The sequence below is a fragment of the Aureimonas fodinaquatilis genome (assembly GCF_008369445.1).
Classification (GTDB): domain Bacteria; phylum Pseudomonadota; class Alphaproteobacteria; order Rhizobiales; family Rhizobiaceae; genus Aureimonas; species Aureimonas fodinaquatilis.
The window spans coordinates 38977-52671 of sequence record NZ_VTWH01000005.1 but is presented as its reverse complement, the minus strand read 5'-3'; the positions used below and the strand labels follow the sequence as shown (position 1 = coordinate 52671).

At 56.3% G+C, this 13695-nt stretch carries 14 protein-coding genes; 9 read left to right on the top strand and 5 right to left on the bottom strand.

Annotated features, from left to right (window positions below):
- Window positions 1-5 precede the first annotated feature (5 nt).
- From FPY71_RS16435 to hemP, 4 genes are read right to left on the bottom strand one after another with little or no spacing between them, the layout of a single operon-like run.
- Window positions 6-791 (bottom strand): heme ABC transporter ATP-binding protein, encoded by a 786-nt coding sequence (locus tag FPY71_RS16435; RefSeq protein WP_149301423.1) that lies wholly within the window; start codon window positions 789-791, stop codon window positions 6-8.
- Window positions 791-1861, bottom strand: a complete 1071-nt coding sequence (locus FPY71_RS16430; protein ID WP_188052389.1) for a FecCD family ABC transporter permease — start codon at window positions 1859-1861, stop codon at window positions 791-793. The genes FPY71_RS16435 and FPY71_RS16430 overlap by 1 nt, the downstream gene beginning before the upstream one ends.
- A 26-nt stretch (window positions 1862-1887) precedes the next feature.
- On the bottom strand, window positions 1888-2814 hold the full coding sequence (locus FPY71_RS16425; RefSeq protein WP_149301421.1) for a heme/hemin ABC transporter substrate-binding protein: 927 nt from the start codon (window positions 2812-2814) through the stop codon (window positions 1888-1890).
- 10 nt (window positions 2815-2824) lie between these two features.
- Window positions 2825-3007, bottom strand: coding sequence for a hemin uptake protein HemP (gene hemP / locus FPY71_RS16420; protein ID WP_149301420.1), 183 nt, complete (start codon window positions 3005-3007; stop codon window positions 2825-2827).
- Between the two features lie 224 nt (window positions 3008-3231).
- On the opposite strand from hemP, the gene FPY71_RS16415 reads away from it, so the two are divergent.
- Together FPY71_RS16415 and hmuQ are read left to right on the top strand one after the other, a co-directional pair.
- Window positions 3232-5355 (top strand): TonB-dependent hemoglobin/transferrin/lactoferrin family receptor, encoded by a 2124-nt coding sequence (locus FPY71_RS16415; RefSeq protein ID WP_149301419.1) that lies wholly within the window; start codon window positions 3232-3234, stop codon window positions 5353-5355.
- A gap of 101 nt (window positions 5356-5456) precedes the next feature.
- Window positions 5457-5786 carry a heme-degrading protein HmuQ gene (hmuQ, locus tag FPY71_RS16410; RefSeq protein WP_149301418.1) on the top strand — a complete coding sequence of 110 codons (330 nt, stop codon included), beginning with the start codon at window positions 5457-5459 and terminating at the stop codon, window positions 5784-5786.
- Between the two features lie 72 nt (window positions 5787-5858).
- Here hmuQ and FPY71_RS16405 read toward each other — a convergent pair whose 3' ends face one another.
- Window positions 5859-7037 carry an NAD-dependent epimerase/dehydratase family protein gene (locus tag FPY71_RS16405; RefSeq protein WP_149301417.1) on the bottom strand — a complete coding sequence of 393 codons (1179 nt, stop codon included), beginning with the start codon at window positions 7035-7037 and terminating at the stop codon, window positions 5859-5861.
- Between the two features lie 71 nt (window positions 7038-7108).
- Here FPY71_RS16405 and FPY71_RS16400 point away from each other — a divergent pair, with 71 nt between their 5' ends.
- From FPY71_RS16400 to FPY71_RS16370, 7 genes are all read left to right on the top strand, one after another.
- On the top strand, window positions 7109-8200 hold the full coding sequence (locus FPY71_RS16400) for a glycosyltransferase family 4 protein (RefSeq protein WP_246160641.1): 1092 nt from the start codon (window positions 7109-7111) through the stop codon (window positions 8198-8200).
- A gap of 83 nt (window positions 8201-8283) precedes the next feature.
- Window positions 8284-9318 (top strand): GlxA family transcriptional regulator, encoded by a 1035-nt coding sequence (locus FPY71_RS16395; RefSeq protein ID WP_149301591.1) that lies wholly within the window; start codon window positions 8284-8286, stop codon window positions 9316-9318.
- Window positions 9319-9551: 233 nt separating this feature from the next.
- Window positions 9552-10835, top strand: coding sequence for a quaternary amine ABC transporter ATP-binding protein (locus FPY71_RS16390; protein WP_149301416.1), 1284 nt, complete (start codon window positions 9552-9554; stop codon window positions 10833-10835).
- Window positions 10772-11614 carry an ABC transporter permease gene (locus FPY71_RS16385; RefSeq protein WP_149301415.1) on the top strand — a complete coding sequence of 281 codons (843 nt, stop codon included), beginning with the start codon at window positions 10772-10774 and terminating at the stop codon, window positions 11612-11614. Before FPY71_RS16390 ends, FPY71_RS16385 begins: the two co-directional genes overlap by 64 nt.
- A 61-nt stretch (window positions 11615-11675) precedes the next feature.
- Window positions 11676-12512 carry a glycine betaine ABC transporter substrate-binding protein gene (locus FPY71_RS16380; protein WP_149301414.1) on the top strand — a complete coding sequence of 279 codons (837 nt, stop codon included), beginning with the start codon at window positions 11676-11678 and terminating at the stop codon, window positions 12510-12512.
- Window positions 12513-12718: 206 nt separating this feature from the next.
- On the top strand, window positions 12719-12868 hold the full coding sequence (locus tag FPY71_RS16375) for a DUF1127 domain-containing protein (protein ID WP_149301413.1): 150 nt from the start codon (window positions 12719-12721) through the stop codon (window positions 12866-12868).
- Window positions 12869-13054: 186 nt separating this feature from the next.
- Window positions 13055-13678, top strand: coding sequence for a ribonuclease D (locus FPY71_RS16370; RefSeq protein WP_149301412.1), 624 nt, complete (start codon window positions 13055-13057; stop codon window positions 13676-13678).
- Window positions 13679-13695: the final 17 nt, after the last annotated feature.

The window sequence follows — 13695 nt, the reverse complement described above, 5'->3', positions numbered from 1 at the left end:
GGCGCTCACCTTTCAGTGGCGGCTTGCGGCAGAACAAACGGTTTGTCAGGTCCGGGTGTGGCGTTAACGCCAATATCAATGTTGTAAAGACGGCGGATCAGCGTGTCGTCGACCACCTTTGCCGGTTCACCGTCGGCAATAACCTTGCCATCACAAAGTGCCACGATGCGCGTTGCCGCCAGCGATGCAAGGTTGAGATCGTGCAGAATGGCTAGAACCCCCACGCCCTGCCCTGCCAGTTTTCGCCCTATGCGAATGGCGTGAACCTGGTGTTGCAGGTCGAGACTGGATGTTGGTTCATCCATGAAAAGAAACCTCTGGGCTCCCTTCATTGCCATGAGCTGGGCAATGGCGCGGGCCAGATAGACTCTTTGCGCCTCGCCTCCCGACAGGGTCGGCACCAGGCGCCCGGCCATCGCTGCAAGGTCCACCTGCTCCAGCGCAGCCAGGCAGATTTGCGGGTGTTGTGCGTTCAATGCTCCACCCGCCTCAGCGCCCAGCCTAACAATCTCATAGGCGGTGAAGGGAAAAGCCATTTCGGCAGATTGTGGCACGACCGCACGCATGGCCGCCAGTCGTGATGCCGACGTGGATGCAACATCCTCACCCAGCAAATGCACCGTACCGCTGTCGGCAGCGAGTTCACCCGACAGAATTTTCATCAATGTCGATTTGCCCGCGCCATTTGCGCCGATGATGGCAACAAATTCACCGGGCCGGACCGTAACGCTGACATCGGCAAGAATGTCTCGCTCGCCCAGCCGCTTGTGCAACGATTTGGCAGCCAGCATCACATCAGACCCATTTTTCGACGACCCATCAAAAGGTAAAGAAAAAACGGAGCGCCAATGATCGCGGTTAATATGCCGATCGGCAATTCGGCAGGCGCAACAATGGTGCGAGCCACCAGGTCTGCCGCTGCCAGCAATGCTGCACCAAACAAGGCCGCTGCCGGCAACAATGAACGATGGTCAGGTCCGATAAGTGTGCGGATCAGGTGTGGGGCGACCAGGCCGACAAAACCAATTGTGCCGGACACTGAAACCGCAGAGCCGACGGCTGCCGCAATGATCAGAATGCAGATCCGCTTCATCCACTGCACGGAAACACCCAGATGAAAAGCTTCCGACTCTCCCATCGCCATGCGGTTGAGCGCTTTTGCCAGAAACGGTGCAGCCAGAAATGCCGGCAGCATCAAAGGCAGAACCGCCAGCAGTTTGCCCCAAGTGGCACCGCTTAGACCGCCCATCGACCAGAACGTCAGTTGCCGCAACTGCTGATCGTCAGAAATGAAGGTCAAAATGCCGGTTATGGCGCCGGCCAGCGCGCCCAGGGCAATGCCAATCAGCAGCATGGTGGCAATTGATGTGCGCCCATCCACGGTGGAAAGCCGGTATATCAGCGCAGTGGACGCCATGGCTCCGGCAAAGGCGCCAAAGGGCAAAAGATGCCGCATCAGAAATTCCGGCAGCACGGGGGCAAGATGGGCGCCCAGAACGATAATGGTGACAGCAGCCAGCGCTGCGCCGGAGGAAACACCAACCAGCCCCGGATCCGCCAGCGGATTGCGAAAAAGCCCCTGCATCATGGCACCCGACAGGGCCAGAGCCGCACCCACAGCCAGCGCCATGCACACCCGTGGCAGACGGATATCCAGCACAATGGCCGCGGCCGCCGGACTGAGAGTTGCCCGGTCACCAAACATGCCGGTTTGCAGAACGTGCAGCACATCGGCAACGCTCATACCGGCTGCGCCCAGTGCCAATGACGCCAAGGCGGAAACCACCGTTAGAACCGCGCAGATGATAATCACCAGGCGGCCAAGCCCAGTGCGATCTCCGGCAATGGTGAGCGTGGTCATTTGCGGCTGTCCTGCTGTCGACGCGCTCATTCAGCAATCGGCCCAACCCATGGCCGGTCCGGCAATTGCGGAATGTTGATATCCGGATAGAGCGAAGCTGCCAGATCCCGCACGGCATGCGCAGCCCGGGGGCCAAAGCCGAGCAGGTAGCTGCCATCCATGCCGATGACCCGTTCGTTCTGACCGGCTGGCGTGGCTGCAAATACCGGGTTTTCCGACAGTTTCGTCAGCCCGTGCGCCTGCGAGTTCATGGTCACCACAACGTCCGGCTGCGCTGTCAGAATGGCCTCCGGAGAGCCGGGTTTAAAGCCGTTCATGTCTGACAACACATTTTCAGCGCGCGCCAGCTTCAACACACCGTCGGCCGATGTGCCAGTGCCGCCGATCATTGGCGAGCCGCTTGTTATTCCCAGAACAAATATGGCGCGCGCGGGCTTGTCTACATTGCTCAGCGCCTCATCCAGCGCGGCGAAATCAGCCAGCACGGCCTGTGCCAGTTGTTCACCTTCGGCAACCTTGCCCACGGCCAGGGCCACCGCGCGAATTTTGTCTGCCACGCCCTGTGGTGAAGGACTGTCGGGAATGTTCACAAAGGCAACTTGTGCGCCTTCGAGCTGTTCGATCACATCTTGCGGGCCGGAGCCGTCAACCGCCAGAACCAGCGTCGGCTCAAGCGAAAGCACGCCTTCAGCCGACAGGGCACGCATATATCCGACATCAGGCTTTTCCAGTGCTTGGGCAGGGAACACCGATGTGGTGTCGCGCGCAATCACATTGTCACCTACGCCGAGCGCGTAGAGAATTTCTGTCACCGGACCACCAATGGAAACAATGCGCGAAGCGTCAGTGACGCTCACCGCACGATCATGGGCGTCCTGCACATCGACAGCAGCGGCCGGACCGGCAAGAACAAGCCATGCCATGCACAGCAGGGAAACAGGATTGTGTCGCATCGAACCACCCCTACTTGGTCAAAATCAGCTTGTTGTTGGATGTCAAACGCAGCCGGTAAAGGCTGTCTTCATGCGAAATCAAAACCTCACGGCCTTTGGAAAACAGCAATTGGCTGTCAATCGGCTGTGAGTCGGAACCGGCCAACTGGCTGCTTTGCCGTGATGGCAAATTCCTGGAATCCCCGTCTGTCATAGCGTTATCCCCGCTCGATACCGGCCGGCGAACTGTTGCGCCAAAGCCGCATTCATGACGTTCGCTTGGCTGAATTAGCGAATTAAAGTTGACTGCGAATATCATAATATTTAGCGCTGGCAAGTCGCTATTAAAAATTTCTCATAGTGGCCAGCCAGCAAGAGTCGCCAGCTAAAAATCGCGATCCGCCAGCCAGCCCTTCACTCGAAAAACGAAGTTCTGTCATGCTGTGCAAAAATCGCGTTCAGGCGCTTTATCGCGCCCTGTTGCTCACCGCCGCCTCTTTGGCTCTGACACCCGCCGCTTATGCTCAGGCGCAGGCTGTGGCGACGCCCAGCGCCGCAAGCGGCACGATTGAACTGGATGAAGTTTCCGTTCTTTCAGACCGCCGTCTGCAAAGCCCGATTGAAACTCTGGGTGGCGTTTCGATTGTTACGCGCAGCGAGATAGAGCGCTTCAACCCGAACCGGATTGATGAGGTTCTGGCCACCATTCCCGGCGTGTCTGTTGCGCCATATGATGATGACCCGGCAACCTCGGTCAATATCCGCGGCCTGCAGGATTCGGGCCGGGTCAATGTCATGATCGACGGTGCGCGCCAGAACTTTCAGGTCACAGGGCACAATGCGGGCGGCTCTTTCTATGTTGAGCCCTCGCTTCTGGCAGGGGTGGATGTTATCCGCGGCCCGATTGCCAATGCCTATGGTTCAGGCGCAATTGGTGGCGTAGTTGCCATGCGCACCTTGGGTATTGACGATCTGGTGAACCCGGACGAACAGTCCGCCATGCGGTTTGGCACGACCATCGGCACCAACGGGCCAAACGGCCTGGTCAATCTGGAGGCCGGCACTTATCTGACAGACAATGCCGATATCTACGGCGCCTTCGCGTTGCGCCGGAACAACGACTACAATGACGGTGCGGGAAACACCGTGGACAACAGCGGCTTTGACGTGCAGAGCGGTTTGCTCAAGGCCCGTTTCCGCCCAGCCGAGGGCCACCAGTTTGAACTGGCCGGCATTCTCTACGACACGACATTTGATTCCGCGACTGCCGGTGGCGATCCACGTGACACCGACGTGACCAACAGCATCTACCGGCTGGGCTACACGTTCAACCCCGTTGATTCCCAGCTTGTCGACCTGAACCTGAACATTTATCGCACCGAAACGGACTACCGGCAGAAATTGCAGGATGGTTCCGGCGATCGGCGCGCCGTCGACATCGCCACCACGGGGTTTGATGTCTACAATTCGTCGATATTCGATGTGTCGCCGACCGTCAGCACAACACTGACTTACGGTGTGGACGCGTTTCAGGACAATGTAAAAACCTCCAGTGATTATGACACAACACCGCTGTTCAACCCGGCGGGTGAGCGCACTTTGTATGGCGGCTTTGTGCAGGCACTGTTTGAGTATGAAGACCTCATCGACTTCACGGTCGGTGGTCGCTTCGACCATTATGACCTTTCAAGCGCGGCCAATCCCGACAATAAGGGAGAGCGGTTTTCTCCAAAAGTCAGCCTTGGCGTAACCCCGATTCAGGGCTTTCAGGTTTATGGCCTCTATGCAGAGGGGCTGCGCGCGCCCACGCTTTCCGAAGCCCTGGTTTCCGGCTTCCATCCAGCGCCGGCTGCCTTCGAGTTTCTGCCCAACCCGGCGTTGAAGCCGGAAGTTGGCCGCACCTGGGAAGGTGGTATCAACCTTTCCTATGATGATATTCTGCAGGACGGCGATGCATTCCGCGCCAAGCTTGCCATTTTCCAGAATGATGTGGACGACTTCATCGACATGGAGTCGATTGACCGGCCGGGTGTGCTGAACCCATGTGTTGCGCCTGGGCCATTCGGCCGTTGCTTTGCCCGTCTGCCGATGGACGCGGTAACCTATGTCAACATCAATGAAGCGCGCATTCGCGGTGCCGAAATTGAAGCCGCTTATGACTGGGGCTGGGGCTTCACCAGCGTTGCAGGCACCTACACGCAAGGCGAAGACAAGGAAACCGGCAACCCGCTGGACAGTATTTTCCCTGCCACGGTGGCCACGACAATCGGCTTCCGCGCGCTCGAAGACCGTTTGTCGTACGGCGCACGCTGGCGGTGGGTTAATGCCAAAAGCGTCAACGATGTCAGCGATCCGGCCATGGCCACTTCCACCTACAATCTTGTAGACCTTTTCCTGGCCTACGAACCCAATGAAGACACACGATTTGACGTTTCGTTGAAAAATGTCTTCGACCTTGACTATGTGCAGTATACTGGTGGCCCAAGCATCGATGTGGCCGCCGCACCGGGTTTCGAAGCGAAGTTTGGCGTCAGCTTCAAGCTGGGCGTACCAAAGAAGTAAGTTCGGAAAATTTCGCCAGAACCAGAAACAAAGCCATTTCCATTCAAATGCATACAAACAGAAATGGCTTTCAACACGCTAGCTTAACTGGAGTTTCATCAATGTTCATCGCCATGAATCGCTTCAAGGTCAACAAAGGCTCGGAGGCAGATTTCGAAGCCGTCTGGCTCAACCGCGACTCGCAACTGGCCGACCTGCCGGGTTTCGTGGAGTTTCACCTGCTGAGAGGCCCTGAGCGCGACGATTACACCCTGTATTCGTCTCACACCATCTGGGCCACCAAGGCGGATTTCGAAAACTGGACCAAGTCCGAAGCCTTCCGCACCGCTCATCGCGGCGCGCCTTCGTCCAAGCCGCTTTTTGCCGGCCATCCGGAGTTTGAAGGATTTGAGGTTATTCAGACCATTGAGCGCGCCAAGGCCGCTGCCTGAACTGAAACGCACTTTTCTGTGAATTATCCGGCCGGAAAGCTCATCGCTTTCCGGCCATTTTATTCAATCCGCCTACTCCGCTGCCTGTGGCCTGACCCACAGGCTTGAGCAGACAATCTTGCTTGTATCGCAGCGGTGGCGATACCGGGTGGCAACCTCGACAACTTCCGAAAGCAGCCCCTGCGACAGTCGCGTCGGCTCAAGCCCCAGTTTCAACAGCGAATTGTTGGCAACTTTCAAATCATTTTCCGGCATTTCCCTGCGCGGATTGTCCAATTGCTCCACCGGAACACCGGTCAGCCCGGCAATCAGCGCGGCAAGGTCACGCACCCGGTGCGTTTCCGTCATCTGATTCATGATTCGCACCCGCTCTCCCCGCTCCGGCGGTGATTTGAGTGCCAGCGCAATACATTGAATTGTATCCCGAATATGAATGAAGGCCCGTGTCTGCCCGCCCGTGCCGTGCACCGTGAGCGGATGGCCAATCGCCGCCTGCATTAAGAACCGGTTCAGCACGGTGCCATAGTCACCATCATAGTCGAAACGATTGACCAGCCGCTCATCCAGATCAGTCTCGGGTGTGGATGTTCCCCAGACAATTCCCTGATGCAGGTCGGTTATCTTCAAACTGTCATTCTTCGCATAGTAAAGGAAGAGAAGTTGATCCAGTGTCTTGGTCATGTGGTAAATTGAACCGGGATCAACTGGATACAGAATTTCGACATCGGCCTGCGCACCATGAGAGCGCAACGTCGCATCAATGTAACCTTCCGGTATGGTCATGCCTTTCGACTTGCCGTAGCCGTAGACCCCCATGGTCCCTAAATGAACCAGATGAGCATCGGGAACCGCCTCAACCATCGCGCACAGGACAGCATTCGTGGCATTGACATTATTGTCCACGGTGTAACGCTTGTGCCGAGGCGATTTCATGGAATACGGCGCTGCACGTTGTTCGGCAAAATGCACAATCGCATTCGGCTGAATGCTCGCAAACAGCGCCTCCAACCTGTCATAGTCTTTGGCAACGTCCAGTTGCACAAAGTCGATCGGGGCGTTTCGGGTTTCGCGCCAGGCGGCCAGTCTCTCCTCAATCGAACGGATCGGGGTCAGGCTCTGGACGCCAAGTTCCACATCGGTCTGGCGGCGAACCAGATTATCAACAATAGTAACTTCATGGCCTTCTGCTGCCAGATGCAGGCTTGTTGCCCATCCGCAAAAGCCATCCCCCCCAAGCACAATAACCTTCATGTGATTCCCGGCTCCATAAAACTCACACCGCTGAAACCTGATGTAGCATTCTCCACCAATACGACAACGCAATGGTTGAACTGAAAGGTCGTAAAAACATGCGCATTCTGATCGCAACCGATGCATGGCATCCGCAAATCAACGGTGTGGTGCGGGTTTTCGACACTACCGCCCGCTTGTTGCGGGAAGGTGGCGATGATGTGAAAATTATTGAACCCGGAATGTTTCCCACTGTTCCTGCACCGGGATACAAGGAAGTGCGCCTGGCGGTGGCACCCGGGCACAAGATTGGCCGGATCATAGAGGACTATCAGCCCGACGCCATTCATGTGCCTGTGGAAGGCCCGATTGGCTTGGCAGCACGAAATTACTGCCGCAAACGCGGACTGCCATTCACCACATCGTTTCACACCAAATATGGTGACTATCTGGAAAAGCGCATCGGCGGTGGCATCGACTTCGCCTATGCGGTCCAGCGCTGGTTTCACAATGGTGGCAACCGCATCATGGTGCAGACAAAAACGCTGGAAGAACAGCTGGATGAGCGTGGTTTTCACAACATCGCGGCATGGGGCCGCGCGGTCGATGCCAAGGCCTTTTACCCCTGTCGCGATGACCCGCAGTTCGACAAGGACTTTCTGGATTTGCCACGCCCGATATTTCTGTATCTGGGCCGCGTTGCCCGGGAGAAAAACCTGGAGGCGTTTCTTGATCTGGATTTGCCCGGCACAAAACTGGTCGTCGGCGATGGGCCGCAGCTTGGAGCACTGAAAACCAGATATCCAGCAGTCCATTTCACTGGCTATCGCACCGGCGAGGATCTGGCACGGCATTTTTCCGCCGCTGATGTTTTTGTATTTCCATCGCGGTTTGACACATTCGGGCTGGTGATTCTTGAAGCGTTGGCCTGTGGAACACCTGTTGCGGCGTTTCCTGTGCCCGGCCCCGCCGACATTATCGGCCAATCACCGCATGGTGTTCTTTCGGAAGATTTGCGCAGCGCCGCTTTGGAAGCTCTGAAAATCGACCGTGCAGGCTGCCGCAAGTTCGCGGAAGGCTTTTCATGGCAGGAATGCACGGCCCAGTTTCGCACCAATCTGATGACCATTCCCAAAGAAAAATGGGCTGATGCTGGTCACGGCGAGATGAGGGCAGCAGAGTAGAGTCATTCCAGGCTGGAAATCTGCCGCCAATCGCGCAATGATGTCTGAAAATGGCAGTGCGAGGTCCGGCTATGCCTTCTCAAATGACAGCCAACACAAGGCGCTTTGTCGAGCGACCGGCTCTCCGGGTCGGTTTTTTGCCGGCAAACCATTTTACCCTGTCTGCTTTATCTCTGTTCGTGGATGTGCTGCGGCTTGCAGGAGATGACGGCGACCGCTCACGGCAGATTCGTTGCAGCTGGAGCGTGATGTCGGCCCGATCCGAGCCGATCCGGGCAAGCTGCGGCATGCAGATTCTGCGCACTGCGCCGCTGACCGACCCCGCACAATTTGACTATATAGTTGTGGTGGGCGGATTGTTGCATAACGGAGAAGCGCTTGACCCGCTTTCTGTGCAGTACCTCAAATCCGCGGCAGCGGCAGGGGCAACGCTGATTGGCGTGTGCACCGGATCCTTCATCCTTTCCAGAGCGGGATTGATGAAAGGGCGGCGCACTTGCGTTTCCTGGTACCATTTTGCTGATTTCGAAGCAGAGTTCCCAGACCAGCAGCCAACGGCCGACCGGCTTTTTATCGAAGATGGCGACAGGATCACCTGTGCGGGCGGCAGCGGAGTGGCCGATCTGGCAGCCTGTCTGGTGGAACGGCATTTGGGTCCGCAGGCTGCACAAAAAGGCTTGCATGTGCTGCAATTGCAAAATGCTCGCGCCGGAACCGATGCGCAGCCGCATTCCGCTGTTCAGGACATTGCCGACGACCGGGTGCGTCGCGCCATTCTGATGATGGACCAGCATGTTGCGCAGCCGCTTTCGATGGAAGTGATTGCCAATCGCCTGCAACTTTCCACCCGGCAGTTGGAGCGGTTGTTTCATGAAACTTTGGCAATGAGCCCTGCTCTTGCCTATCGGCAGTTGAGGCTTCGCTATGCCAAACGTCTGCTGGAGACAACGCGAAAAAGTGTAACGGAAATCGCCGGTGAAGCAGGTTTTTGCGACGGCGCACACTTTGCAAGACAATTTCGCCAGTTCTTTGGAATTGCCCCCAGAGACATACGTGCTGCGGAAAGAGGCGCACTGCACAATCCCTCAGCGGTTGACTATATGCATTTTGTGCAGTAGCGAAGGTTACTTCCTACCTGTGAGCATTTAAAGCACGCTCATCTATCCTCTGTCGGGTTTATACCTGTCCGTGTCCGTTCTGGCATCGTTATCGGACGGGCTTCCCGTCACGATCCCCTAGAGCACTGGTTGCAATTTCTGCGCAAAACCGCAGCGCATATCTTTTGAAATTGCTCCAGCCATCGGTCGCATTTCTCATTTCAGAGATTGTTATCGGCAACGACGGAGCATCGATGACGAAAGAACGCATCCGCGTCGAAAATATTATCAAGCTGTTCGGCGAGTCTGCCCAGGCAGGTCTCAAGCTTCTGCAAGCTGGCCGCGGTAAAGATGAAATCCATGACGAGACAGGCGCTGTTCTTGGCCTCGACAATGTCAGCTTTACTGTCAATGAAGGCGAAATTTTGGTGGTCATGGGCCTTTCCGGCTCCGGCAAATCCACCATGCTGCGCTGTATCAACCGGCTGATAGAGCCGACCAGCGGGTCCATCAAAGTGGATGGCACCGAAGTGACCACCCTGACGAAACAGCAATTGGTGGACTTTCGCCGGGAAAAATTCGGCATGGTTTTCCAGCATTTTGCCTTGTTTCCCAACCGCACCATTGCCGAAAATGTCGAATATGGCCTGGAAGTTCAGGGTGTCGCGCGTAAGATCCGGCGGCAAAAGGCGCTGGAAGCCATTGAGCTGGTTGGCCTGAAAGGCTGGGCAGACAAATTGCCGGGTCAGCTTTCAGGCGGCATGCAGCAGCGCGCCGGATTGGCTCGGGCACTGGCGGTCAACGCCGATATTCTTCTGATGGATGAGGCGTTCTCGGCATTGGACCCGCTTATTCGCCGGGACATGCAGGACGAGCTTGGCACATTGCAGCGAAATTTGAAAAAAACCGTGGTCTTTGTCAGCCACGACCTGGACGAGGCCATTCACCTCGGCGGGCGCATCGTGCTGATGAAGGATGGGGCCATTGTGCAAAGTGGCTATCCGGAGGAAATACTTCTCAATCCGCAGGGCGACTATGTCCGGCGCTTTGTCGAGCATATTGATGTTTCATCGGTTGTAACGCTGGGATATCTGGCCAGCCGCGGAATACCCGGGCTGTTTGAGCAATCCAAAGCTTGCGAGGCTTATCCGATCATTCAGGATAAGGAGGGGCAAGGCTTTATTGTAACCTGCGACAGAAACATGCCGGTGGGGCGCGTTTCCCGCGATGCGCTGTCTGCAACAACATCGCAGAACATGCCCCTTGCCAGCCTCATGCTTCGCGGTGTGCAAACCGCACCTGCCCGCACAATTCTGAAAGAAGTGCTGCCGAAGCTGGCGCAGGAGCCGGAGGGCATTGCCGTTGTGGACGATGACGGACGCTATCTCGGCCTGATCACTCAGAGTGCGGCCTTACGTGCAATTTCAGGTTCAACCGGAATTGCAGAAACACACGAACTGACTGGAGAGACGCCATGGATTGGACAGTCCCCAAATTCCCGCTGGACCGATACAGTGACGAGCTCCTCAGCTGGCTGACCACAAATTTTTCCGACGTGACGCGCGGCACAAGCCGCATCGTTCGTGGATGGATTGAAAATGGCACAGCGCTGTTAACATCGGCACCACCATTGCTGGTGATCGCCGTTATTGCTTTGCTTGCGTGGTGGCTTGCCGGCCGCCGTGTCGGTCTGCTTTCCCTGGCCGGATTTTTGTTCCTGTGGAACCTGCGGCTGTGGCAGGCCACTATGGAAACCATTGTTCTGGTTCTGCTGGCAACGCTGGCCGCGCTGACCATTGGCATACCAATCGGCATCATCTGCGCGCTTTCCAAACGGGTCTGGAAGCTTGTTGGTCCGCTTCTGGACATGATGCAGACCATGCCAAGCTTTGTTTATCTCATTCCCGCCATTCCGTTTTTCGGGCTTGGCTCGGTATCTGCGGTTTTTGCCACGATCATTTTCTCGATGCCGCCGGTCATCCGGCTGACTGCTCTTGGCATTCTTTCGGTGCCGCGTGAGTTGATCGAGGCCTCTGACGCATTTGGCTCCACCCCCATGCAGAAGCTGTTCAAGGTTCAGCTTCCCCTTGCATTGCCCACCATTATGGCGGGCATAAACCAGACCATCATGTTGTCACTGTCGATGGTGGTGATTGCATCGATGATCGGCGCTGGCGGCCTTGGCCGCGAAGTCTGGCGCGCCATTCAACGGCTGGATGCCGGTGCAGGTTTTCAGGCAGGCATAGCCATTGTCATTGTCGCCGTTGTGCTGGACCGCATCACGCAGGCCATGGCGCACCGCGCCCGGCCCAGTTGAACATTTGGCAGCGTGAATGCGCTGCCGCAAACAAATCTTTGACCACGAAAAGGAAACAACCATGATTCGTATGTTGAGCACCATTCTGCTGGCTTCAGCGGCGTTTACCGGTTCGGCAAATGCACAATCGGGCACCGTCGATCTGGCTTATGTCGAGTGGTCGGATGCGGTGGTGGCCACCAATATTCTGGCGGCAGTTCTTGAAGACGAAGGTTACACTGTCAACATGACACCGTTGCCTGCTGCCGCAATGTGGCAAGCCGTTGCGACAGGTGAGGCTGATGCCATGGTTGCGGCCTGGCTGCCAGTAACCCACAAGGCCTATTATGATGAGCTGCAGGACCAGGTGGAATTGATTGGCCCGAATATTGAAGGCGCCAAGATCGGCTGGGCCGTGCCTGCCTATACCGACATCACCTCAATTGAAGAGCTGAAGGACAAGGCCGATCTGGTTGAGAATCAGGTGATTGGCATCGACCCCGGCGCTGGCCTGATGCAGGCTTCCGAACAGGCGATCAAAGACTATGATCTTTCGGTCAACCTGATGGATGGTTCCGACGCAACCATGACGGCGGCGCTGAAAGACGCCATCGACCGTAACGAGGACATTGTTGTAACGACATGGACACCCCATTGGATGTTCGGCCGGTGGGACCTGAAATATCTTGATGATCCAAAGGGCTCATTCGGCGGGGAAGAAACGGTGAACACCGTGGCCCGCAAAGATCTGGCAACTGAAATGCCTGAAGTGCACGCCATTCTGAAAAACTTCAAGCTGACGCTGGAAGACGAACAGAAGCTGATGCTGGAGAATGAAGAAGGCAAAAACCCGGCAGAAAGCGCTCGTGAATGGGTTGCAGCCAATCCGGATATCATTGCCCAGTGGACCGGCAAATAAATGCTTGTGATTTGAGCATAATGCCACCGGATGTGCACCGCGATGCATCCGGTGGCGAATCCCTTTACTCACCATGAAATCGTGACGGCTCTATGGCGCTCCCATGCACAGGATGCACAACAGATGTGCAGCAATTGCTCTCCTAATGTGCAGGTAGCAGGTCTATATGATGCCTATCGAATTCAACGCAACTGGGAGTAAAGATCATGCTGTCGCAGATCACCAACCGCTTCAAATCCTACCGCACGCGTCAGCGCGTGATTAATGAACTGTCCGCACTTGATGACCGCCAGCTTGCCGACATCGGCATCAACCGTGGCGACATTAACCGTGCGGTGGCATTTGGCCGCTATTAATCACTCCGGCCAGCAGTGGGCACCCACTGCATCTGACACTGCAGGCAACAGCCTGTTTCGAAAGGGCGATGCGAACTGACGCATTGCCCTTTTTCTTTGCAGCGCCTGGCCCGCAAACGGCGGGGTGACGGATCACGCAGGATGCTGTAGATCGTGAAGTTCCCGATTTGCCGCGAAAGCCTGTTTATGACGATCCGTGTTCACAAGGGCGACCTGCCCGATATTTCCCGCTACACCGGTGCTATTGCCATCGACACAGAAACGCTTGGCCTGAATACGCGGCGAGACAGGCTGTGCGTTGTGCAGCTTTCGCCCGGCGATGGCACAGCCGATATTGTGCAAATCGCCAAAGGCCAGCGGGAAGCGCCCAATCTGACCGCCCTTCTGGCTGATCCTAACAAGGTGAAGATTTTTCACTATGCGCGGTTTGACATTGCCGCGCTGTTTCACGCTTTTGGCGTGATGACCTCGCCGATTTTCTGCACCAAGATTGCCTCGCGCCTGACACGCACCTATACCGATCGGCACGGTCTGAAAGACCTGACAAAAGAGCTGATCGGGGTTGACCTGTCGAAGCAGCAGCAATCTTCTGACTGGGCTGCCGAAACCTTGACGCCTGCTCAGGTGGAATATGCTGCATCCGACGTTTTATACCTGCATGACCTGATGGGCGTGCTGCTGAAAAAGCTGGAGCGCGAAGACCGGCTGGATATAGCCCGCTCCTCTTTCGCCTACCTGCCAACCCGTGCCAGGCTCGATCTTCTCGGCTGGGAAGAGGAAGATATCTTCTCCCACTCGGTCACGCGGTAAGGACGAAGCTTCAGCTC

Coding starts and splice junctions, on each gene's coding strand:
- FPY71_RS16435 (WP_149301423.1), bottom strand. CDS start 791: ATGCTGGCTGCCAAATCGTTGCACAAGCGGCTGGGCGAGCGAGACATT.
- FPY71_RS16430 (WP_188052389.1), bottom strand. CDS start 1,861: ATGACCACGCTCACCATTGCCGGAGATCGCACTGGGCTTGGCCGCCTG.
- FPY71_RS16425 (WP_149301421.1), bottom strand. CDS start 2,814: ATGCGACACAATCCTGTTTCCCTGCTGTGCATGGCATGGCTTGTTCTT.
- hemP (WP_149301420.1), bottom strand. CDS start 3,007: ATGACAGACGGGGATTCCAGGAATTTGCCATCACGGCAAAGCAGCCAG.
- FPY71_RS16415 (WP_149301419.1), top strand. CDS start 3,232: ATGCTGTGCAAAAATCGCGTTCAGGCGCTTTATCGCGCCCTGTTGCTC.
- hmuQ (WP_149301418.1), top strand. CDS start 5,457: ATGTTCATCGCCATGAATCGCTTCAAGGTCAACAAAGGCTCGGAGGCA.
- FPY71_RS16405 (WP_149301417.1), bottom strand. CDS start 7,037: ATGAAGGTTATTGTGCTTGGGGGGGATGGCTTTTGCGGATGGGCAACA.
- FPY71_RS16400 (WP_246160641.1), top strand. CDS start 7,109: ATGGTTGAACTGAAAGGTCGTAAAAACATGCGCATTCTGATCGCAACC.
- FPY71_RS16395 (WP_149301591.1), top strand. CDS start 8,284: ATGACAGCCAACACAAGGCGCTTTGTCGAGCGACCGGCTCTCCGGGTC.
- FPY71_RS16390 (WP_149301416.1), top strand. CDS start 9,552: ATGACGAAAGAACGCATCCGCGTCGAAAATATTATCAAGCTGTTCGGC.
- FPY71_RS16385 (WP_149301415.1), top strand. CDS start 10,772: ATGGATTGGACAGTCCCCAAATTCCCGCTGGACCGATACAGTGACGAG.
- FPY71_RS16380 (WP_149301414.1), top strand. CDS start 11,676: ATGATTCGTATGTTGAGCACCATTCTGCTGGCTTCAGCGGCGTTTACC.
- FPY71_RS16375 (WP_149301413.1), top strand. CDS start 12,719: ATGCTGTCGCAGATCACCAACCGCTTCAAATCCTACCGCACGCGTCAG.
- FPY71_RS16370 (WP_149301412.1), top strand. CDS start 13,055: ATGACGATCCGTGTTCACAAGGGCGACCTGCCCGATATTTCCCGCTAC.